This window comes from Geitlerinema sp. CS-897 (assembly GCF_028368005.1).
Lineage (GTDB): Bacteria > Cyanobacteriota > Cyanobacteriia > Cyanobacteriales > Geitlerinemataceae > Baaleninema > Baaleninema simplex.
On record NZ_JAQNCQ010000360.1, the window covers coordinates 12,668 to 33,321 of the forward strand.

The 20,654-nt window shown below is 50.5% G+C and carries 19 protein-coding genes; 10 read left to right on the plus strand and 9 right to left on the minus strand.

Annotated features, from left to right (window positions below):
* Positions 1–213: 213 nt before the first annotated feature.
* Entirely contained in the window at positions 214–1,146 is a 933-nt protein-coding gene (locus POG22_RS22750) for a DNA-methyltransferase (protein WP_063718483.1), read from the plus strand.
* Here the strand turns inward: POG22_RS22750 and POG22_RS22755 are convergent.
* Both POG22_RS22755 and gyrB read right to left on the minus strand, forming a co-directional pair.
* On the minus strand, positions 1,109–1,657 hold the full coding sequence (locus POG22_RS22755) for a restriction endonuclease (RefSeq protein WP_074170993.1): 549 nt from the start codon (positions 1,655–1,657) through the stop codon (positions 1,109–1,111). The genes POG22_RS22750 and POG22_RS22755 overlap by 38 nt on opposite strands.
* 262 nt (positions 1,658–1,919) lie before the next feature.
* Positions 1,920–3,860 carry a DNA topoisomerase (ATP-hydrolyzing) subunit B gene (gene gyrB, locus POG22_RS22760; protein WP_063718484.1) on the minus strand — a complete coding sequence of 647 codons (1,941 nt, stop codon included), beginning with the start codon at positions 3,858–3,860 and terminating at the stop codon, positions 1,920–1,922.
* Between the two features lie 196 nt (positions 3,861–4,056).
* Here gyrB and miaA point away from each other — a divergent pair, with 196 nt between their 5' ends.
* Complete coding sequence (miaA, locus tag POG22_RS22765; protein ID WP_063718489.1) at positions 4,057–4,962, plus strand: tRNA (adenosine(37)-N6)-dimethylallyltransferase MiaA; 906 nt, start codon at positions 4,057–4,059, stop codon at positions 4,960–4,962.
* Between the two features lie 221 nt (positions 4,963–5,183).
* On the opposite strand, the gene rpsU is transcribed toward miaA, so the two are convergent.
* Both rpsU and rbp read right to left on the minus strand, forming a co-directional pair.
* Complete coding sequence (gene rpsU / locus POG22_RS22770) at positions 5,184–5,381, minus strand: 30S ribosomal protein S21 (protein WP_017659473.1); 198 nt, start codon at positions 5,379–5,381, stop codon at positions 5,184–5,186.
* 51 nt (positions 5,382–5,432) lie between these two features.
* Entirely contained in the window at positions 5,433–5,738 is a 306-nt protein-coding gene (gene rbp / locus POG22_RS22775) for an RNA-binding regulator (RefSeq protein ID WP_017659472.1), read from the minus strand.
* A 246-nt stretch (positions 5,739–5,984) separates the two neighbouring features.
* Here rbp and POG22_RS22780 point away from each other — a divergent pair, with 246 nt between their 5' ends.
* Positions 5,985–6,548: a thylakoid membrane photosystem I accumulation factor gene (locus POG22_RS22780; protein WP_071591975.1), complete on the plus strand. Its 564-nt coding sequence runs from the start codon at positions 5,985–5,987 to the stop codon at positions 6,546–6,548.
* Between the two features lie 296 nt (positions 6,549–6,844).
* On the opposite strand, the gene POG22_RS22785 is transcribed toward POG22_RS22780, so the two are convergent.
* Complete coding sequence (locus POG22_RS22785) at positions 6,845–7,360, minus strand: hypothetical protein (RefSeq protein WP_498907236.1); 516 nt, start codon at positions 7,358–7,360, stop codon at positions 6,845–6,847.
* Between the two features lie 168 nt (positions 7,361–7,528).
* On the opposite strand from POG22_RS22785, the gene rpsD reads away from it, so the two are divergent.
* Complete coding sequence (gene rpsD, locus POG22_RS22790; RefSeq protein ID WP_017659469.1) at positions 7,529–8,137, plus strand: 30S ribosomal protein S4; 609 nt, start codon at positions 7,529–7,531, stop codon at positions 8,135–8,137.
* 207 nt (positions 8,138–8,344) lie between these two features.
* Here rpsD and moaA read toward each other — a convergent pair whose 3' ends face one another.
* Positions 8,345–9,337, minus strand: coding sequence for a GTP 3',8-cyclase MoaA (moaA, locus tag POG22_RS22795; protein ID WP_498907245.1), 993 nt, complete (start codon positions 9,335–9,337; stop codon positions 8,345–8,347).
* A gap of 398 nt (positions 9,338–9,735) precedes the next feature.
* Between moaA and hemB the strand changes: the two genes are divergently transcribed.
* Positions 9,736–10,734 carry a porphobilinogen synthase gene (gene hemB / locus POG22_RS22800; RefSeq protein WP_063718487.1) on the plus strand — a complete coding sequence of 333 codons (999 nt, stop codon included), beginning with the start codon at positions 9,736–9,738 and terminating at the stop codon, positions 10,732–10,734.
* A gap of 175 nt (positions 10,735–10,909) precedes the next feature.
* Positions 10,910–12,040, plus strand: a complete 1,131-nt coding sequence (locus POG22_RS22805; protein ID WP_498907237.1) for a tetratricopeptide repeat protein — start codon at positions 10,910–10,912, stop codon at positions 12,038–12,040.
* 280 nt (positions 12,041–12,320) lie between these two features.
* On the opposite strand, the gene POG22_RS22810 is transcribed toward POG22_RS22805, so the two are convergent.
* Positions 12,321–13,553: a pentapeptide repeat-containing protein gene (locus POG22_RS22810; RefSeq protein WP_498907238.1), complete on the minus strand. Its 1,233-nt coding sequence runs from the start codon at positions 13,551–13,553 to the stop codon at positions 12,321–12,323.
* 543 nt (positions 13,554–14,096) lie between these two features.
* On the opposite strand from POG22_RS22810, the gene POG22_RS22815 reads away from it, so the two are divergent.
* The gene (locus tag POG22_RS22815) at positions 14,097–15,266 is read left to right on the plus strand and encodes a nuclear transport factor 2 family protein (RefSeq protein ID WP_498907239.1); all 1,170 of its coding nucleotides are present in this window, start codon (positions 14,097–14,099) and stop codon (positions 15,264–15,266) included.
* Between the two features lie 11 nt (positions 15,267–15,277).
* On the opposite strand, the gene POG22_RS22820 is transcribed toward POG22_RS22815, so the two are convergent.
* Both POG22_RS22820 and POG22_RS22825 read right to left on the minus strand, forming a co-directional pair.
* Entirely contained in the window at positions 15,278–16,444 is a 1,167-nt protein-coding gene (locus tag POG22_RS22820; protein WP_498907240.1) for a M23 family metallopeptidase, read from the minus strand.
* A gap of 541 nt (positions 16,445–16,985) precedes the next feature.
* The gene (locus POG22_RS22825; protein WP_498907241.1) at positions 16,986–18,221 is read right to left on the minus strand and encodes a M23 family metallopeptidase; all 1,236 of its coding nucleotides are present in this window, start codon (positions 18,219–18,221) and stop codon (positions 16,986–16,988) included.
* A 125-nt stretch (positions 18,222–18,346) separates the two neighbouring features.
* Between POG22_RS22825 and POG22_RS22830 the strand changes: the two genes are divergently transcribed.
* From POG22_RS22830 to coaBC, 3 genes are all read left to right on the plus strand, one after another.
* The gene (locus POG22_RS22830; protein WP_498907242.1) at positions 18,347–18,961 is read left to right on the plus strand and encodes an alpha/beta hydrolase; all 615 of its coding nucleotides are present in this window, start codon (positions 18,347–18,349) and stop codon (positions 18,959–18,961) included.
* A 142-nt stretch (positions 18,962–19,103) separates the two neighbouring features.
* Complete coding sequence (gene isiD / locus POG22_RS22835; RefSeq protein WP_026097449.1) at positions 19,104–19,316, plus strand: protein IsiD; 213 nt, start codon at positions 19,104–19,106, stop codon at positions 19,314–19,316.
* Between the two features lie 37 nt (positions 19,317–19,353).
* Complete coding sequence (gene coaBC / locus POG22_RS22840) at positions 19,354–20,571, plus strand: bifunctional phosphopantothenoylcysteine decarboxylase/phosphopantothenate--cysteine ligase CoaBC (protein WP_498907243.1); 1,218 nt, start codon at positions 19,354–19,356, stop codon at positions 20,569–20,571.
* Positions 20,572–20,654 lie beyond the last annotated feature (83 nt).

The window sequence follows — 20,654 nt, forward strand, 5'->3', positions numbered from 1 at the left end:
CTGTCTCCTCGGTTTAATTCTCTGTGTCCTCTGTGCCTCTGTGGTGAAAAATCAAAATTTTATTCATAGCAACTCATTTAAAAAAATAATTTACAATATATTTTAAAATGAATATTTTTCAGAAATCATGGCTTATAATAAACTGTATCATTACTTGACAACAACAACAAAAAAATATAGCATACATCATATCAATATATCTCCCTAAAAACAATGACCCTAAACGAAGTCATACTTGGTGATTGCCGCGAAGTCATGGTCAAACTTCCCAACAATTACATATCCGCCTGCATTACCGATCCCCCTTATAACTATGAATTTATCGGACATAAGTGGGACGATGCAGAAATACAAAGACGAATCGATCGAGTTCAAAATAAAAACAGCAAAACCTTAGTCAAAAACATACCTTATGGAAGCGGTTTAGCAGGTGGAGTGAGAAACGAAAGATGGTATCAGCGAAACCGGGAAAATATTTTAGACTACGAAAAATGGTGTTTTGAGTGGGGACTAGAACTCTTTCGTATTTGCAAACCTGGGGCGACCGTACTCGTTTTCAATAGTACTCGAACCGTCGCTCACGTTCAAGTTGCACTAGAATCTGCTGGTTTTTACGCAAGAGATATTGTAGTTTACAGAAGATCGAGTGGAATTCCAAAAGGCGTCAATATCAAAAAGCAATTAGAAAAAAAAGGCTATCACAATCCCGAGCAATGGGAAGGATGGCATAGCTGCTTGAGAAACGAGTGGGAAGCAATTTGTGTTTTACAAAAACCCCTCGTCAATAACTATTTAGAAACCCTGCTCGAATATGGGACTGGTCTGTTTTATACCCAGGACGAACTGGGAGGATTTCAGGCAAATATCCTCGAAAATATTCCTAGAGAAAAAACAGATGAATTTAATATTCATTGTACTGTAAAACCACTCGCTTTGATGAGAAAGTTAGTGGAAATATTTGTCCCGAGAACCGATAATTCTATTCTATTAGATCCTTTTGCGGGATCGGGAACGACTCTCGTAGCGGCTAAAGAGTTTGGTATTAACTACATTGGCATCGAAGTCGTTCCTGACTATGTAGAAATTATCAAAAAACGCCTGAACGATGTCATCGGATTACAGGGTAAGCTCCCGCTTTCTTGGTAAGAAATGCTTGGAGGTCGAATCCGCTTATTTGTTTAACAAACTCGAATGACTCTTCACTGGTATAAATGTTCCATTTCCCCTTTTTACAGGCATTAATCGCATTCGGGAGGTTATCGTCTCGGAGAATTAATAAAATAGGTGTATAGTTGTTTTGACTTAGCAGCGAACCATACCGCTTAAATTTTTTCAGAGTTCCCGAATCTCCAGAGCCTATTCGATATTTCGTATCAATTGCATAATTTTCAACGACCAAATCGCATGGCTCATCACTTCCAAATTTGACTGCCGGATGAAAATCAGGGCAGTATTTTTTACAGACTTCAACAACTAATAACTGCCAACACATTCCAAGTTCGCGTCCCCAATACTGTCTGTTTTCTCTTTTTAATTGAGGAGAAATTTCAAATACATTCATTAAAGGATCTCGCTCTTCATTTTCTTCAGCATAAACTTTGTCGCTAAAAGAATTTTGATATTTTTTTAATATATTCTCTAAGGATTCTTCAGGCATGATTTATCGAGAAGTGACATCCGACATAAAATTAAGTGAAATAGCATTAGTAATTTGGGGACAGTTATACAGAATCCGAATCTCAAACATCGGTGTCTTTGTTTGCGCCAGCTTCCGCAGAGTCTTTATCCTGCAAAAAACTCTCTGTGTCCTCTGTGCCTCTGTGGTGAAGTAACCCTTTTCTATGAAACAACAAAATACAAGATACGATAGGGACATTGCATCCAACATCCCTATCGTATCTTCTCTTGAAATCTCGAACTTAAATATCCAAATCGTCCAGATTCAATTTCGGACCTTCCGTTTCGATGAACTCGCGGCGGGGGGCGACTTTATCCCCCATCAACACCGTAAAGATGCGATCGGCTTCGGCGGCGTCTTCAATTTCGACTCGCTTCAACAGACGAGTTTCTGGATTCATCGTCGTATTCCAAAGCTGAGTCGGCATCATTTCACCCAACCCTTTAAATCGCTGAATGTTGTAATTGGCGTTAGACGGTAACTCGTTGAGATAGCGGTGTAACTCGCGATCGCTATAACAATATTGATGGTTGCGTCCCCGTTCCACTTTGTACAGCGGCGGACAGGCGATGTATACAAAACCGCGATCGACCAACTCCCGCTGATAGCGGTAGAAGAACGTCAACAACAGCGTCCGAATATGCGCCCCGTCCACGTCGGCGTCCGTCATCAGAATAATCCGGTGATAGCGCAATTGGGATTCGTCGAACTCTTCCCCTTTAATCCCCAAGCCGATCGCCGTAATCAACGACTGAATCTCGTTATTTTTATAAATCTTCGCGTCGTCGGTTTTCTCGATGTTGAGGATTTTACCGCGCAGGGGCAAAATCGCCTGGAAGCGGCGATCGCGTCCCTGTTTCGCACTCCCGCCTGCGGAGTCCCCCTCCACCAAGAAAATTTCCGATTCCGAGGGATCTTTCGTACTGCAATCAGCCAGTTTCCCCGGTAGCGTGGAGGATTCTAATACCGACTTCCGGCGAACCAGTTCCCGGGCCCGACGTGCGGCTTCGGCGGCGTTAAACGCTTGAATCGCTTTCTCGAGAATCGCATCGGCGACGTTGGGGCGAAACTCCAGATACTCCGTCAGCACTTCCCCCACCAACGAATCGACGATTCCGCGAACTTCCGTATTTCCCAGTTTCGTCTTCGTCTGACCCTCGAATTCGGGATCGGGGACTTTCACGGAAATCACCCCCGTCAAGCCTTCGCGGACGTTCTCGCCACCCAGATTCGACGCTCCTTCTTTGAGTTTGTTTCGCTTGCGGGCGATATTGTTCATCGTCCGCGTCAAGACAGTTTTCAAGCCTTCGAGGTGCGTTCCGCCGTCTACGGTACGAATGTTGTTGGCGAAGCCGAGGAGGTTGTCACTGTAGGCGTCGATCGACCACTGTAAGGCGACTTCGACCTGGACGTTATTCCGTTCTCCCGAAACGTAAATAATTTCTTCGTGAATCGGCTCTTTATCCCGATTCATATATTGAACGTACTCGCGGATTCCCCCTTCGTAACAGTAGGTTTCGATACGAGGTTCCGTCGTTCCGAGAAATTCGAGGCGGTTATCGGTAAAGGTGATGCGAACTCCCGCGTTGAGATAGGCCAGTTCGCGAATCCGTCCGGCGATGGTGGTGTAATCGAACTCGATCCCAGTGGTAAAAATATCGCGGTCGGGTAAGAAGCGAACCGAGGTTCCGGTGCGTTTCTTGTCGGGACTGGGTTTCGTTTTCAGATCTTCGACCGGTTTACCCCGTTCGTAGCGTTGAGTATGAACCTTTTTCTCCCGCCAAACGGTGACTTCTACCCATTCAGACAGGGCGTTGACGACAGAGACGCCAACCCCGTGCAATCCCCCAGAGACTTTATACCCGCCGCCGCCGAATTTTCCGCCCGCGTGGAGGACGGTGAGAACCGTTTCGAGGGCGGAACGTCCGGTTTTCGAGTGAACTTCCGTCGGAATACCGCGTCCGTCGTCCGTCACGCTCACCGAACCGTCGGCGTTGATGTCGATTTCGATGTGGGTGCAGTAACCAGCTAGTGCCTCGTCGATGGAGTTGTCCACCACTTCGTAAACCAAGTGGTGCAGACCTCGCGGGCCCGTCGAACCGATGTACATCCCCGGTCGCTTGCGAACCGCCTCCAGTCCCTCGAGAACCTGAATTTGGTCAGCACTATAGCTACTGGTCATGACTGCTTCTCCGAAAATAGGGGGTTAAACCCGCCAGATTTTTTGACGGACGACAAAAATCATAAAAATTCTAACACAAAATGGTTACGCGCGATTTTAGGGGCAGATGGAGCGTAATTTGAGTGGGGGGTGGATGTATTAAAATTAATGAGTTAGTGCTTTGGGAAATGGCGTGAAGGGAGTGAAGGCGAAACCGTTGCCAGGATGTATTGTCATTTGTGGGGCGACGGCAACGGGAAAATCGGGATTGGCGATCGCATTGGCACAGCGGCTCGGTTCGGTGATTCTCAGTGCCGATTCCCGTCAGGTGTATCGAGAGTTCGACATCGGCACGGCGAAACCCACGCCAGAGGAGTTACAGCTCGTTCCCCATTATCTCATCGATTGCTGCGATCCGATCGCACAGCTCACTCTCGCAGACTACCAGCAACAAGCACAGGATCTCATCGCCGAACAACATCAGAAAAATCCAGACTCGCCGCCGTTGTTAGTGGGGGGAACGGGACTGTACATCAAATCCGTCACCAAGGGGTTGAAGATTCCCCGAGTTTCGCCGCATCCCGAGTTGCGATCGCAACTGGCAGCGTTAGGACAACCGCAGTGTTATCAGATGTTGCAGCAGGTAGACCCTACAGCGGCGACAAAAATCCACGCCAACGACGCCACGCGCACCTTACGGGCGTTAGAGGTATATACCGTCACCGGCCGGCCTCTATCGCAGCAACAGGGACAAGATCCGCCAGACTATCCTATTTTACATCTCGGTTTAGCCTGCGACCCCGAAGCGCTCGATCGCCGCATTCACCAACGCACCCGACAAATGGTGGAAATGGGATTTGTGGCAGAAGTCGAAACCCTGATTCGTCGCTACGGCTCGGACTTACCGCTGTTAAATACCTTGGGATATGCTGAAATGAAGCGTTATCTCGCCGGAGAGATTTCTGTAGAAGAAGCTGTAGAGTTGACGGCGTTACACACCCGTCAGTTTGCCAAACGCCAACGAACTTGGTTTAACGCTTATCCCGAAATTGAATGGTTCGATGCAGACGCACCGGATTTGCGCGATCGCGTTTTAATCCGAATTCTGTCAGAGATGAGGTGATGGGGAGAAACGATCGACTGTCAACTGTCTTCACTGGTGACTGGTGACTGTCTTCACTGTTCGCTGTTCACTGTAAAAGGTGCGTGACGCGGGAACTTCATTGACCTGACTTCGGCTGAATTTTCTGCCCGCGTCACACACCCTACGGGGATCGATCGAACAGAAACGATCGGCGATCGCGCTCTGGCGATTACCGATAGCTCTCGACCCCTTGCGGAAGTTTAGCTCGAGCGACGGCGATGCCGACGACGACGCTGTTTCCGTAAGGCTTCCGCTTTCCGCTTGCGTTTTTCCAGTGGCGTCTCGAAATGGCGGTTTTTCTTGAGATCGAGAAAAATTCCCGCTCTAGAAACACCACGGCGGAAGCGGCGCAGAGCCGATTCGATTCCTTCGTTTTCACCCACGATAATTTGGGTCATACCAAAAGCTTCTCCGTAATCCTTACAAGTTGTTTAGCACGTTCGGCGAGTTTAGAAATCGCGAGAGTGACTGCGGCCGAAAGACTGTCTGCCGCCACCCCGAGAGCGTTTGTCTTGACGGGGCTTCGCTTTGTTAACACGAAGGCGGCGGTCCATCCACTCCGCTCCATCTAGTTCCTCGATCGCTCGTTCTTCGTCGGTTTCGTCTTCCATTTCCACGAAGGCGAACCCGCGCACGCGACCTGTTTCCCGATCGGTCGGCAAGTGAACCCGTTTTACCGTTCCGTATTCGGTGAAGACCTCTTGCAAGTCTTCCTGGGTAACCTCGTAGTCGAGATTACCAATGTAAATAGACATTCGCGATTTCCCAAATTCAATTCGTCTTGAGATGGAGCTTTCGGAGTGTGGTCTGTGAATACCGATAGGGAAACCGATCGATACTATGAACCTCTATCACCACCGAATGGCTTGTCTCTTTTCTTGACTTTAGCAGAATTTGCAGGCGTCCGACGAGGGGAAACGGCATCGGTTTGTCGAAGGGAACTGATACTCTAGAGAAATCGTTAACAAAGCTTAACGGGAAAACTGCTTTTGTCTACAAATATGATGATGCGTGCTTGCTGGAATTGGCGACGCTGGCTCTCTGTCTTCTGTGTGGCGATCGCGCTGTGGTCGATCGCCGTGACGCCAGCCTGGGCAAAAATCGACGACGATAAGTACGACGGCAATATTTTCGCCCTCTACGCCGGAAACGGGTCTTTGGTTCCCCCGAAGGTGGATTTGAAACAGTCTCTCGCGGCCGGACGGCCGACGCTACTGGTGCTGTATCTCGACGACAGCAGCGACTGTAAGGGGTTTACTACCACAGTTTCCCAACTGCAAGCCTATTACGGTCGCGTGGCGAACTTCGTTCCGGTGAACGTCGATAGTATTGCGATGAAATCGGAGTTCGATCGCTCCGATCCCGGTTATTATTTCGACGGCTTCGTTCCCAAAACTGTCGTCTTCGACGATGGCGGAGAGGTTCGCTTTCAAGGTCGGGGTCAGGTGACGTTTGAAACCCTCGACGATGTATTTCGGGAAATTTTCAATTTGCTACCGCGATCGGAGTCTCTAGAGTTGAAGCGGCGACCTCTCAACGAGGTCAATACGGAACTGACGGAGTGATGGAGTGATGGGATGAGAGGGGGAGCTTCTTCAGGGAAGAGGGAAGAGGGAAGAGTGAAGACAGTTAAACGTTCGCAGTTTCTCCACTGCTCTCTCTCCCTTGCGCCCCGGAATTGACACTCTAGACTCTAAACTCTGCCCTCTTTACCGATCGACACGCACCCTTGTCTGTTGGCGGTGTACATTGTCGGTGCGTGACGATTTCTCGGTCTCACGATCGACACCCTATTGTTCGAGTCACGCACCCTACGATTCTTCCCCGTTTTCCGTTCCCCGTTCCCCGTTCAGGTAGATGTCTATTCGGTCTGGATAAAGGTCGGATAGAAATCGCGAATGCGATCGGTGGCGTCGATGCAACTGTCCATCACGTCGAGGGTTGCCAAGTCAGAGGGGGGAGTAATTCCCGTCACGCAGTTGGCGTAGCGTTCTGGAAGCAAGCTGCGGCGACAGCTATCGAGGACGATGGGTAAGCTGTCTGTCGTCGTCAGTCCGGCAATATCGACGACACAACTCGATAACTCCCGAGGACGGCGAACTTCTCGACAGCTATCGAGAGCTGTAACTGCTGTAATCTCAGTACCTTCGTCGATTTCGGCTACACAACGCGCGAGATCTCTCGGGTCGAAAGCGGTGCCGCAAGCCAACGCAACCACTTCGTTATTGAGACCGCGATCGAGTAATTGGGTCGTACAGGCGTTGTAGTCTGCTTGACTCCCTTTCCTGGCTTGAGCCGGAGCGTTTGGCAGAACGGCGATCGACAGTCCCGCGATCGCCCCTACACTAACAATCGTCTGGAAAAATTTCGCGTTCATGAGATTTTTAGGCTTAGATAACGGCATTTTCGGCAAATTCCTGCAAGCGATCGCGACACAATGCCAAATATTTTAAGGCCAGGCCGTTTGGAACTAAGCCTGACTGCGCCTTATAATAAAATGCTTGGGTTAATTTTAGCTAGAACAAGTCCAAACACAGGAAGCTATATGTCACGATATCGAGGACCTCGCCTGAGAGTCGTTCGCCGTCTAGGTACGTTACCCGGCCTGACCCGGAAAGATCCCAAACGCAGCTATCCCCCTGGGGAACACGGCCAAGGTCGCCGCAAGCGCTCTGAGTACGCGATCCGTCTCGAGGAAAAGCAAAAGCTGCGCTTCAACTACGGTATCACTGAAAAACAACTGCTGCGTTACGTCAAACGCGCCCGTCGCCTCCAAGGTTCGACCGGTCAAGTGCTGTTGCAACTGCTGGAAATGCGCCTGGATAATACCGTGTTCCGTCTGGGTATGGCTCCGACGATCCCAGCGGCACGTCAGCTCGTCAACCACGGTCACATCACTGTCAACGGCCGCGTCGTCAACATCGCGAGCTACAACTGCCGTAGTGGGGATGTTATCGAAGTGAGAAATCGCGAAAAGTCTCGCGAACTCGTCAAACAAAACTTGGACTCTCCCGGTTTGGCCAACATCCCTTCTCACTTGAAGCTCGACAAGGACAAGATGCAAGGGGAAGTGACCGGAATTATCGATCGGGAATGGGTGGCTCTGCAAATCAACGAGCTGCTCGTGATCGAGTACTACTCGCGTCAGGCTTAATCCTCCACTTCAACAAACGTATCAAGTCGTCCTTTGCTGGGTTTCGCCGACAGGGGACGACTTTTTCAGTGAAGAGGGAATCGGGAACAGGGAAGAATCGTAGGGTGTGTGACGCGGCCGGAAAATGTTGTCGAAGTCAGGTTAATGGACTGTTACCGCGTCACGCACCGACATCTAATCTCCAGATCTCCTCATCCTCTCACCCCCTCATCCGCCGATTTGGGACATGGTGCGGCTATAAGCTCCGGTGAGCGTGCCGTTATCGCGGTCTTTAAAGTTGATTTCGGGTTTGAGGTGCAAGAGGTGGCGCACGGCTTGACGCAGTTCGGGGAAGGATGCGCCTTGGTGTAAGGCACTGCGAAGGTCGATTTGACCGGTTTCGTCGAGCAGGCAGGGACGGAGCCAACCGTCGGCGGACAGGCGCATCCGATTGCAGCGATCGCAGAAACATTCGGACATTTGACTGATAAAGCCTAGGGTTCCTTGGGCGCCGGGAATTTGGAAAACGTCGGCAGGGCCGGCTCCGGTGACGCTGGCGGCTTTGAGTCCCCAATGCTGCCGGATGCGCTGGCGCAGTTCTTCGGAGGGAATCCAGCCTTTGTGGGTAAAGAGGTTGGCGTTGCCGACTGGCATGAATTCGATAAAGCGGACGTGCCAGCGACGCTCGATGGTCAAAGCGGCTAAGTCTAGTACTTCTGCGTCGTTCACGCCCGGTATGACCACGACGTTAATTTTTAAGGGATCGAACCCTACTTCATAAGCTTTCTGTATGCCGTCCCACGTCTGCTTCCAGCGGCTCTTGGTGCGATTTCCGATAATTTTGTCAAACGTTTCGGAATGGAGGGAATCCAGGCTGATATTGACGCGCTGGAGTCCGGCATCGTGGAGGGCTTCGGCTTTCTCGGATAACAGAAAACCGTTCGTCGTCATGGCTAAATCTTGCGTTTCGCTTAGGGTAGCGATGTCTCGGACGATATCCACGACGTCGGGACGCAGTAAGGGTTCGCCTCCGGTGAGGCGAAAGCGGCGGAACCCCAGAGGAACGAAGACTTCGCGCAGCAGTGTCAGGAGTTCGTCTCGCTGGAGTAGGTTTTGTTTGAGAATGTAGTTGAGATCTTCGCCTTCGGGCATACAGTACTGACACCGGAAGTTACAGCGATCGAGCAGGCTAATGCGAAGGTAGTCTACGGTGGGATTCATGGATACAGTGGCCGCGAGGGGTTCTAAGGCGATCGAGACTGGGGTAATGCCACGCCTTACTGTTAACAGTGTAATCAAACTCGTAACGAGTATCGTTTGTGCGATCGCCGTAACAGTTGCAACGTAATGTTGCAGAACGTAACGGAAACGTTTACGGTGTCCCGTTCGATGAACTAATATTTTCAGATGTCTTACTCAGATGTTTCGCACGGACTTCTGCTGTCTCTCGAATAGGACTGACGCACTTTAACGCGAACCCCGTTACCCGTGGAGGGTCGCGGTCATTACCCTACAAATGGTGTAAATGCGTAAGTTCTGTTAGAAAGATTTCTCGAACTCCCATCGAACGGTCTTTGATGCTTCCTCGTTAATTCAGTTTTAAAAAACATCGATCGCATATGTCTCCCCAACCCAACGCCCTCAACCTTATCGGTCGTCCTCGTCGTTTGCGTCGGACTCCAGCCTTGCGACGCATGGTACAGGAAACCAACTTGACAGTGAACGATCTGATTTATCCCATGTTCGTGATGGAAGGGGAAAATCAGAAAGTTGAAGTGGCGTCGATGCCAGGATGCTACCGCTACACCCTCGATTTGTTGGTGAAAGAGGTGGCGGACGTTTATGCTTTAGGTATCAATGCGATCGCCCTGTTTCCGGTGATTCCCGAAGCGAAAAAAGACGAAACGGGCAGCGAAAGTTACAATCCCGAGGGTTTGGTACAGCGTACGGTAGCGGCGATTAAGGAAAGTACGCCGGATATCGTCGTCATTACAGACGTAGCACTCGATCCCTTCACCAGTCACGGCCACGACGGCTTACTCGACGAGGAAGGTTATATCCTCAACGACGAAACCGTTGAAGTGTTGGTGAAAATGTCCCTGTCTCAAGCTCGGGCGGGGGCGGACATGGTCGCACCGTCGGATATGATGGACGGGCGCGTGGGGGCGATTCGCGACGGCCTCGACGAAGCGGGCTTTACCAACGTGGGAATTTTAGCGTATTCAGCGAAATACGCTTCGGCCTATTACGGGCCGTTCCGCGACGCTCTGGATTCTGCGCCGAAATCGGGCGATAAAAAGACCTATCAGATGGACCCGGCCAATGCGATCGAAGCCATTAAAGAAGTGGAGTTAGACATCGCGGAAGGGGCAGATATCGTCATGGTGAAACCGGCACTGCCCTATCTCGACATTATCAGCCAAATTCGCGAAGAAACAGACGTTCCTGTGGCGGCGTACAACGTCAGTGGCGAGTATGCCATGATTAAAGCGGCGGGTCAAAACGGCTGGATCGACGAGAAAAAGGTGATTCTCGAAACGCTTCTCAGTATTAAACGAGCGGGTGCCGATTTGATTTTGACCTACTTCGCTAAAGAAGTGGCGTTGATGCTCAAGTAGGTTCTAACTGCTACGGTTTGAGCGAGAACCCCGGTATCGTGAAGATGCTGGGGTTCTGTTCGTTGTGTAAGGAGCGCTGTCGTTGGTGGCATTCCCGGAAACGGAAAGCGATCGCATTTCTTACTCCAAAGTATCGGATACGCTAAAACCATAGATAAACCCCCAAAATGTATCTATGTCCGACCCCTCGATCGATCGCGTGGCGGAAGCATTCGAGCAGCGCGACTTCAAGCGAGCCTCGAAACTTCTCAAGCAGCTTAAAAACACTGCCCCTCACAATCCCTGGGTACGGTATTATATCGGACGGTTGTACGAGGAAAACCGGCGTTTCGATACGGCCGAAACCGTTTACCGTCAACTGCTGCGAGACAGTCCTTCGCCCAAACTGATCGATCGCGCCCGTCAGGGGTTGCAACGACTCGAGGAAGCCGCGCAACACCAGCGACAACAGGAAATCGAACGGATTTTAGCCGATCCGAAAAATGCCGAAGTGGGGGCGTTAGTTCTCGAGGCGACACCACCGGAACGCCGCCAGGAATTCGCGCAACATCTGGCTCGTATTTTTAACGCCGATCCTTATAGCGCCCGGTTGATGTTGCAGTCGCGGGGGTGGCGGTTGTACAGAACCGGGGCGGTGGGAGAGTTGCAACTGTACGTTAAGGAGTTGAAGGCGGCGGAGATTCCGGCGTTTGCGGCGTCGATCTCACAGGTGGGGAAATTGGAAGTGTTGCGCGGGGTGTATTTTGAATCGTTGTCGCCTCAACCGATCGTCGTGTGTCGCGATCGCGGCGATCGCTTGGGAAAGTTTCGCTTTTCTTGGGAGGAAGTACGCCAACAGGTTCGCGGTGGCGTGCCGATTTTCGTCAACGCAGTCAGTTACGATATCAGTCGAAAAACGAAGGAACAAGTTAAGCGGAAGGTGGAAACTCGGGATTTCGCGCAAGTGTGCGATCTGCACTTACCGCGACGACGCTGTATCCTGCGCCTGTGCGATCGCAGTTACGATTTTCAGCAAGGGGTCATTTTTACTCCCGAGCAGCAACAAACCATCGGTAAAATACGATCGGCCACAACGCGGATTAATTGGAACGGTATGATACAAGCATTCGATCGCCTGTTACCTGAGATTCCAGTGTGGTCGGATTTTTCGCAGTTTGCCGAAACCGCGATCGATTACGATTTCCTCCTCGAGAAAGTAACGCCCTACGTCGATATTCCGCGATCGGAACCGACGAATTGGGACCCCGCCTTTCAGCTTTACAGCGGTTTGGTCTTTCTGAGAAATTTCGGCGCAGCGGCGTCTTGAGGGATGCGGTGATGAGGAGAAGGTGTCGGTGCGTGACGTGGAAAATCTCATGTTCCTGTCAACACTAGACCTTCTTTGTCCGCGTCACGCACTCTTGTATGTGGGCGGTGTACATTGGCGGTGCGTGACGATTTATTAGTCTTACGATCGACACCCTATTTTTCAAGTCACGCACCCTACGACTGCTCACTGTAAAAGCGGTGCGTGACGATTTATTGGTCTTACGATCGACACCCTATTTTTCAAGTCACGCACCCTACGACTAAAATCATGAAAATTTTTAACAGAAGCGCCAGAAATTCATCTCAATTTTTCCATCAGGTAAAATTGTTTTCCAACAATATATCCCGAAAAAATTTGCTTGCCAGAACCTTTTTGCATTTCTAAAGTTGGCTTCAACGAGATTTGCAGACTCAAAATTTGCAAAGCCTAAATCAGCTCTTGAAAAATTGGCAAGATCGAGCGTCGATCTTGATAAATTGGCATATGACAAATTCGCTTCAGTTAAGTTTGCTCCAGTTAAGTCTGCTAGGATAAGATTTGCACGAATTAGATCGGCTCCTGTCAGATCTGCGTCCGTTAACACGGCGCCTCTTAAGTTGGCTTCAGTTAAATTTGAGCCGACTAAAGAGGACAAGTTGAGATTTGCTCCAAACAAATCTGCTCGAGATAGATTTGTAACTTCTAATAAAGCCAAGTCTACATCAGCTTCCCTGAGTTGAGAATCTTGTAAATTAGATCCAGATAAATCAGCTTCAGATAGGCAAGCTCTTTGAAAATTACAATTCTTTAAGTTGGATTCAGTCAGTAAGGCGAACTTTAAATTGGCATTTGTTAAATTAGCACCTGTAAAATCAGCTTGACGAAGATCTGCTCTTTTTAATACAATTTCTTCTAAGTTTTCATGACTCAAATTAACTCCATTTAAACGCAATTCACTAAAATTTCTTCTTCCTGCATTATATTCACTCATGAGTTGATTTGACTTAAGCTCGGACTTACGAAATTTGTCCGATCTCGAATAATAAGTAGAACTTTGAAGTGCGTAAGGTTCGGTCTCTAAACAACCAAATATTGTTCGATTTAGTGTTGCAGTATGTAAGTTGAGAGTGTTTTTCAAGTTAACTCCTCTAAAATTTGCACGGCTTAAATTTGATTTATATAAATTTACATTATCTAATTCTGCTGACTCTAAGTCTGCACCTTCAAGATTTGCCAGACTAAAATTCACATCACGCAAGTTTGAGTCTCTAAAGTAAACCTGTCTTAAGTCAGCATTTTGAAAATTTGCTCCTTTTAAGTTGCAAGGGTTGAAAATAGATCCTGTCAGGTTTGCATTTGTAAAATCTGCATAAAATAAACGAGATCTACTAAAATCAACTCCTAATAGCTCTGCATTTTTGAAATTTGCTCCAACGATAATTAATTTTTGTAAATTAGCCTCTCTAAGAAATATTCCTCTAAAGTCTTTTTCTCCAGCTTTATATCTTTTAAGAAATTCTTCGATATTCATGAATTTTCTTTTTTGTTTATATAGCAATCCTAAATGGTTTGCGGAAACAGATCGGCTGAAAACCCCGTACCGCAATGATTCATATTGAAATATTGAAAACATCCCGCAAACGAAGTCATGCTGCTATATTGTATTAAAGTAACATTTATTTGGCACAGGAGTCTGCGATCGATACAAATTTTAAAATATCCGATCGAATTTAGCCTGGATTTCGATCGTCCATTTTCTCTATTCTATGACTATTAACGATCCAATATGACACAAGGAATTCACATGATGGGAAGATCGAATCGGATGGACGATCGCATTTAGAATCATCTTACATTTCTTCTCCTGCCTGAAGCCCCCCTTCAACTTCCTCACGAGCAGGTTCGTACCCGAGAGCGATCGCGAACACCTCAAGTTAAGGAAAGCTTTCGTACAGCTCTTGGCAGAATTTCTGGAAGCTTTCGAGATATTCTGGCATTGGTGGTGACGGTAGGGCGATTTTATTCCTCTACCACTTCTCTTCCCTTTCTGAACTCCCGTTGTCCAAAGTCAAGTATGTCTGCAAACGCTTCCCAACTCGTTCGATCGCTCTACGAGGCCATTAACCGCCGCGATATCGATGGGGCGATCGCACTGGTAGACGATGAGTGCGTGTACGAAGATTTGAACTTTCCCAAACCGTTCCGGGGAAAAGCGGCGGTTCGCCGACTGTTTGAAACCTCCTGTGACAGCGTTCCTGAAGATTTGCTGTTCCTCATTGACGATATTACTGAAGCTGAGGGAAGCGCCGTCGGTTTGCTGTGGCACGTCGAACTCGATGGGATTCCGTTTCCCAACGGACGCGGGGCGAGTTTTTATCGAATTTCCGACACCACGGGAAAGCTGGTGTTTGCCCGCGATTTAGTCGAACCGCCCTTTAAACCGGGGAAAGTCTCGTTAGGGGTGATTCGGTTGGTAACGCCGCTGGTGCGTCGTGTGTTGAAACCGAGAGAAACTCCCAAATCTGAGAACGAGAAAAATACGAAACTCTATCCCGGTTACGCACGGTTGTTGTGGGTTCTGACGGCGGTGTACGTGGGGTTGTTGTTGCTCTCGCCGCCGAATTTGTGGCTTCCTGGCGAACCGCTTTGGGCAATTCAACCGGAGACGGTGCGGGAACTGATCGACGAATCGACGAATTTCTTTTTCGTGTTGCCGATTCTCAGCGGAATCGACGGGATAAACGCGCCTGTGGTGCATCCGGTGACGGAGGCGTTTTTTAATTTTGCCGAAGTCTGGATTTTTATGTTTTTGCCGCTGTTTTTGGCAGACGCGAGAGGCTATCGGGTTCCCCGCGTGGGATTGTGGGGAGCGGCGATGTTTTTGACGAATATTTTTCTAATGCCCTATATGGCACGGCGATCGCTCACGGTTCCCGATGTCAGCCAACGGCGCGAAAAGGGACGGCTGGCGCGGGTTTTTGGTTGGACGGGGTTGGTAGTCGGCGCGATCGCCGTGGTTTGGTTTTTTAGGGGACGCCCGGAATTTGGGGGATTGGCGGAACGGTTGCAGTTTTTTGTGGAAAAGGTGACGAGCGATCGCGTGGCGGTGGCATTCAGTACGGATTTGGTGTTGTTCGGGATTTTCCAAGCCGTGTTAATCGGTGCTGTCGAACCCGTTGGGAGTGCGGTGCGTTGGTTGCGATTCGTGCCGTTTTGGGGCTTGGCGATTTGGTTGGTAATTTGAGGGTTTGCGATTTAATAGGTGTATTTCTTGGGAATTTCCAAAACGATATCGCCTTTAATAACGTATTCGATCGACCAACGGGGGGGATCGATGTGGCGATCGTAAAATTTGGCTTCCCAGTGGAGATGAGGGCCGGTAGTGCCTCCGCTCGAACCCACGGCGGCTACGATATCCCCGGCTTCGTAAGTTCCCGGTAAGCAATCGCTGAGGTGCATCGCCCGGAATTCGTACTCGGGAAAACTATCGCTGTACATCGTTGCCGTCAGTCCGCCTCCAGCTTTGTAAGAACACGCGACGCGAACGGCGGCTTTGTTTTGACCGACTGCCCGCAAGGGTGCGCCGTACGGCATGGCGATATCGACGCCCCAATGGGGGACGCTGTAGCTGCCGTAAACGGGATGGACGGCACGACAGTCGGAGTAGTCCGCCGCCTGGCATGGTAAGAAAACATCGGTGACGCGGTAGCCCGCGATGCGTTGGTTGTCGGTGACGGGTTTTTCGAGGTCGGGGGGCAGTTTTTTGGCGATTCCGTCGATCGCACCTTTGAAGGTTTGGGTCGATCGCGCGAGGGGAAGTTTCGACTCGGACAGCGGTTGTGTGGCGAGGGGCGTCTTCTCTCCTTTGAGCTGAACTTGTCGTTCGATCGGGGCGTCCCCAATGTCTTTAACCCGTGGGGGAAGGGGTTGCGATGCCAGTTGGGGAGTCGGTTTGAGGGAAACGATCGCATTGGAGGCGCGGCGATCGCTCGGGGTGGCGAAAAATGAAATATAGCCCCAACTAATGCCGAGTGCGGCTAGAAATAAGACGACTAATTCCCACCACAGATGGGGATCGTCTGCCAACAAGTTTTCGTGACGGTCTTTAAGGGCAGCGATGCGGGCTTCGGCGTCTTCGATCTGCGCCGCGCGTTCGGCTTCGAGCTGGCGGGCCCAACGATATAAGGGATGATAGGTCGAAAATTGCGTTGTCGGCAATGGGGAGGGTTGCGACGGTAGAGAAAGGCGAGGATCGGGCTTGGGCTTGGGGCGATACCTCGGCGGTGCGGGATAAATTTCCGATGCTTTTGGGAAACTCTTCGTGTTGAGATAGGGATTCGTCTGCTCGCGATCGGAGCGGCTTTGTCGCTGCGAGTCGAGCGGTTGTCGTGATACGTCCCCGAGTGGCAGTTGAGTCGTCATTTTGCCTGAAATAGATGTTTTCGGTCTAGATTTGGCTCTTTCGAGTCGTTTTCGTGCATTTTAGTTTAACGCGCTGGGTTTCACTGAGGAAATTGGCAGAACGACCGATCGCTTCTCTGTGTTTTTTCGGGGGCGATCGGTTGGGTGTCAGGGTTGCGTTGTTTTTTTAAGAAATGACGGGCTATCTATCGTCCGGTTATACTCTCTAATTCCTGCATTTAACGTTGTTATTGCAGTATAATCTGTCAAACTCACCTAATTTTGCTATTTTCATAAAACACGATCGGCAACCCTAAATCGGTTGTGTAACAAAATTAGGACAAAAAGGGAAGCGGGAACAAGAAACAGGGAATCGGATTTTTTCTGGTTTTTAATTTTTGACGACTCATTTAGGACATCTATATTTTTTTCGAGATGTTCGTATTTTTTCAAGCTTTAAGCCAATTTAAATGAATTAAAAAATATAAACAAACGAAAAAAGTGCATCGGAGATCGTTGACTTATTGGTGTGATTGGGACTTCTATTAGCGTAAAACCCCCTTCAATCAAAGGATTTGTTCGGTAAATCTACAGATAGATCGCCTTTGATAACGTATTCGATCGACCAAAGTGGCGGATCGATGGGGGTTCCGTTGCGTTGGACTTCCCAATGGAAATGAGGATCGCCCGAGTTGAGAGAATCTCCTACGGTAGCGATCGCCTCGCCGGGATGGTGTGTCCCAGCCAAACAACTGTCTAAATTTGACGCTCGAAACGTATACTCGGGCAAACTTTCACTAACGATCGTCGCGGAAAATCCGTCGTTCGAGAGAGACTCGCAGCGTACCATCACTTTTTCGCCATTCTTGCCGACGGCGTACAGGGGCGATCCCTCGGGCAACCAAATATCGACGCCAAACTCGGAACGGACGGCGTAGTTGTTGAGTTCGAGGGTGGGTAACGGGGAAGAACTGTCGGTTTGAAATTCATCGAGTCCGCGATCGCCCGTTTCTTCCGTATCGCCACCGCGATCGCCCCAGACTGCTGCACTGGGAAATCCGATCGCTGGGATTCTCTCGGAAGACAACCCATCTGAGGCGGGAGCGTCTGGTTTCTCTGTCCAATCCCACTGCCAGCGTCCCAAGGCGCGATCGATCTCCGTTTGAGAGGGAGTTTCTGAGGCGGGAGCGTCCGGTTTCTCTGTCCAATCCCACCGCCAGCGTCCCAAGGCGCGATCGATCTCCGTTTGAGTGTCGCGAGAATCGGCTGGAGAGAGGATCGAAGCGTCGGCTGGGGTGTCGTCTGGAGATGAGGCGTTTTCGTCTATAGGACGCGTTTCGGGTAACGCGTTGGAGGTAGAAGGTTCTGCTGAATTCTTCGGTGTCGTCGGCGTACCTCCCCAGTCTCCGAAACCGGCGATCGGCAAAAATTGTAAGAGCGAACTTCCAAACATCGCCAACAACACGAACACCAAAAGCCCCCACTCCAACCAGAGTTTGCGGCGTTCGGCGGCCAGGCGTTTTTCTCCTTCGTCCTTGAGATCGGCGACGTACTGTTGCGTGTGTTGCCGTTGGCGATCGGCTTCTCGTTCGTTGTTTTTCGCCCACTCGAGGAGGGCAGGGTAAGACATCGGACGGGGTAACGGTGACAGGGAAGCGGGGCGATCGCTGGCTTGGGAAGTGGGGCGATCGCTCTTGCGATCGGCGAAAAACGGATTTTCTGTGCGATTGGCGGCGGTGCGATCGAAGGGATCGATCGCGTCCTGGGTGGGGGGATCGGGACGAGGAGAGTACGTCATGAAGTCCGCAGCAAATATCGAAACGGCGATCGAGCAGAACGAGAACGAAATCCCAACCATCTCGGGGTAGGATCGACCGGAGAATCGAGAGTTTTAATCCCTGTTATGGATGAGGAGAGAACGCCGTGTCACTCGATGTTATTGAAATCGCACCGAACAGCGACAAAACGCCGACGGCGGCGATCGTCCTCCTTCACGGGTGGGGCGCTAACGCCAGAGATTTGGCGTCGTTACATCCGCTTTTGAACTTACCAGATTATCTCTGTCTCTGTCCCGACGCGCCGCTCCCCCACCCCTACGTTCCCGGTGGAAAAATGTGGTACGACTTGGAAACTCAAAAGTACGAAGGCTTAGTGGAGAGTCGCGATCGCCTCGTCGAGTGGCTCGATCGTTTGGAAGCGAAAACGGGAATTCCGCTCTCGAACACGGTACTGGCGGGATTTTCTCAAGGAGGAGCCATGACCCTGGACGTGGGGGCGAGGTATCCGTTAGCGGGGTTGGTGTCCATGAGCGGCTATCTTCACGATGCGGTGGACGGAAACGCTCGATTTCCGCCGGTTTTAGTGATGCACGGCCGCCAAGATCCCATCGTTCCCCTGTCGGCGGCTCGCGACACTCGCGATCGCTTGTCCGAGTGTGGCGTCGCCGTGCAGTACGAAGAGTTCGAGATGGCACATCAAATCTGTCCTCAAGAAGTGCTGCGATTGCGTCAGTTCGTCCTCGACCATACGTCCAGTTAATGTTGCCGATCGGTAACACAAAATAACAAAACGTAAACCTCCTCCCCAGAACCGTCGGCGATCGCATTAAGATAAAACACAGAGAACAGACGACATCAAAATCGAGCAACTTTGTCTGTTTGCCCCTAGGGAGGTGAGAGCCATGACGACCTTAAGCGTATCTCGTCAAAAAATTTCGGCGTTGACGGAGGCCGACGTTAAAACGCTGGCAGATCGTCTCGATGCAGATGCTTATGCCAATCCCTTTGAAGGTTTGGACGATTGGCATCTGTTGCGGGCGATCGCCTACCAGCGACCGGAACTCGTCGAACCTTACAGCTATCTATTAGAATTTGAAGACTGCGACGAAAGTTAAGAGTTCGCGCGGAGCAGTCTCGAGTTTATACGCTTGAATGTCATTACTGACTGGAAAACGAGTTCTCATCGGCTTGACCGGTGGCATTGCTGCCTACAAGATCTGTGAAGTTATCTCCAGGTTGGCAAAAGACGGGGCGGAGGTTCGTGCCGTCTTGACCTCGGGAGCGGAGGCGTTCGTCACTCCGCTAACGGTCGCGACCCTCTGTCGCCATCCGGCTTACACGGACGAGAGTTTTTGGAACTCCGTACGCGGCCGTCCCCTGCATATCGAGTTGGGGGAATGGGCTGAGCTGATCGTTATCGCCCCGATGACGGCCAATACCTTGGGGAAACTGGCCAACGGTTTGGCGGATAATCTGCTGACCAACACGATTTTGGCATCCACCTGTCCCGTGTTGGTGGCTCCGGCGATGAATACGGATATGTGGCAACAGATGTCCGTTCGTCGCAATTGGATGCAGTTGTTGGAAGACCCGAGATTTCATGGCGTTTCGCCAGGTTCGGGACGCTTGGCCTGCGATCGCGTGGGCGTCGGACGTATGGCAGAGAGCGATCGCATTGTCACCCACATCGCCTCGCTACTCCACAGCAACGGCGTTAAAGACTTAGAAGGACGCCACGTTCTCGTCAGTGCGGGGGGAACTCGCGAGTACTTCGACCCAGTACGCTTCATCGGCAACCCCTCTACGGGAAAAATGGGGGTTGCAGTGGCTCGGGCGGCCGCCCATCGCGGCGCGAAAGTAACGCTAGTGTACGGTTCGGTGACGCCAGAGGTGGTATCGGATTTGACGGGGATTCGCGGGGTGTCTGTGGCGAACTCCGAAGAGATGGAAGAGCGACTGTTGGAATTTCTACCCGAGGCGGACTGGGTGGTGATGACGGCGGCGGTAGCGGACGTGAAACCCGCTCAGAAATACGGTCAGAAATTACCGAAAACGAAGCTCCCCGAGGCGTTACCGCTGGTTCCCGTGGGGGATATCGTCGGACAGTTATGTCAACACAAACAACCCCACCAACGCATTATCGGGTTTGCGGCTCAAACGGGGGATATCGTAACGCCCGCGTTGGAAAAGCTGCGTCAGAAAAAACTCGATGCGATCGTCGCCAACCCCATCGACGTTCCGAATTCAGGATTCGCCAGCAATTTCAACCAAGCGGTATTTATCGACGCCGACGGAAATCAAAGTTCGATCGACTCTTGCACCAAATTAGAGTTAGCCCATTATTTGCTCGATTGGGTCGGACGGCTTTAACAGTCGCCAGTCGCCAGTCACCAGTCACCAGTGAAGACAGGGAACGGGGAACGGGGAACGGGGAACAGTCACCAGTCACCAGT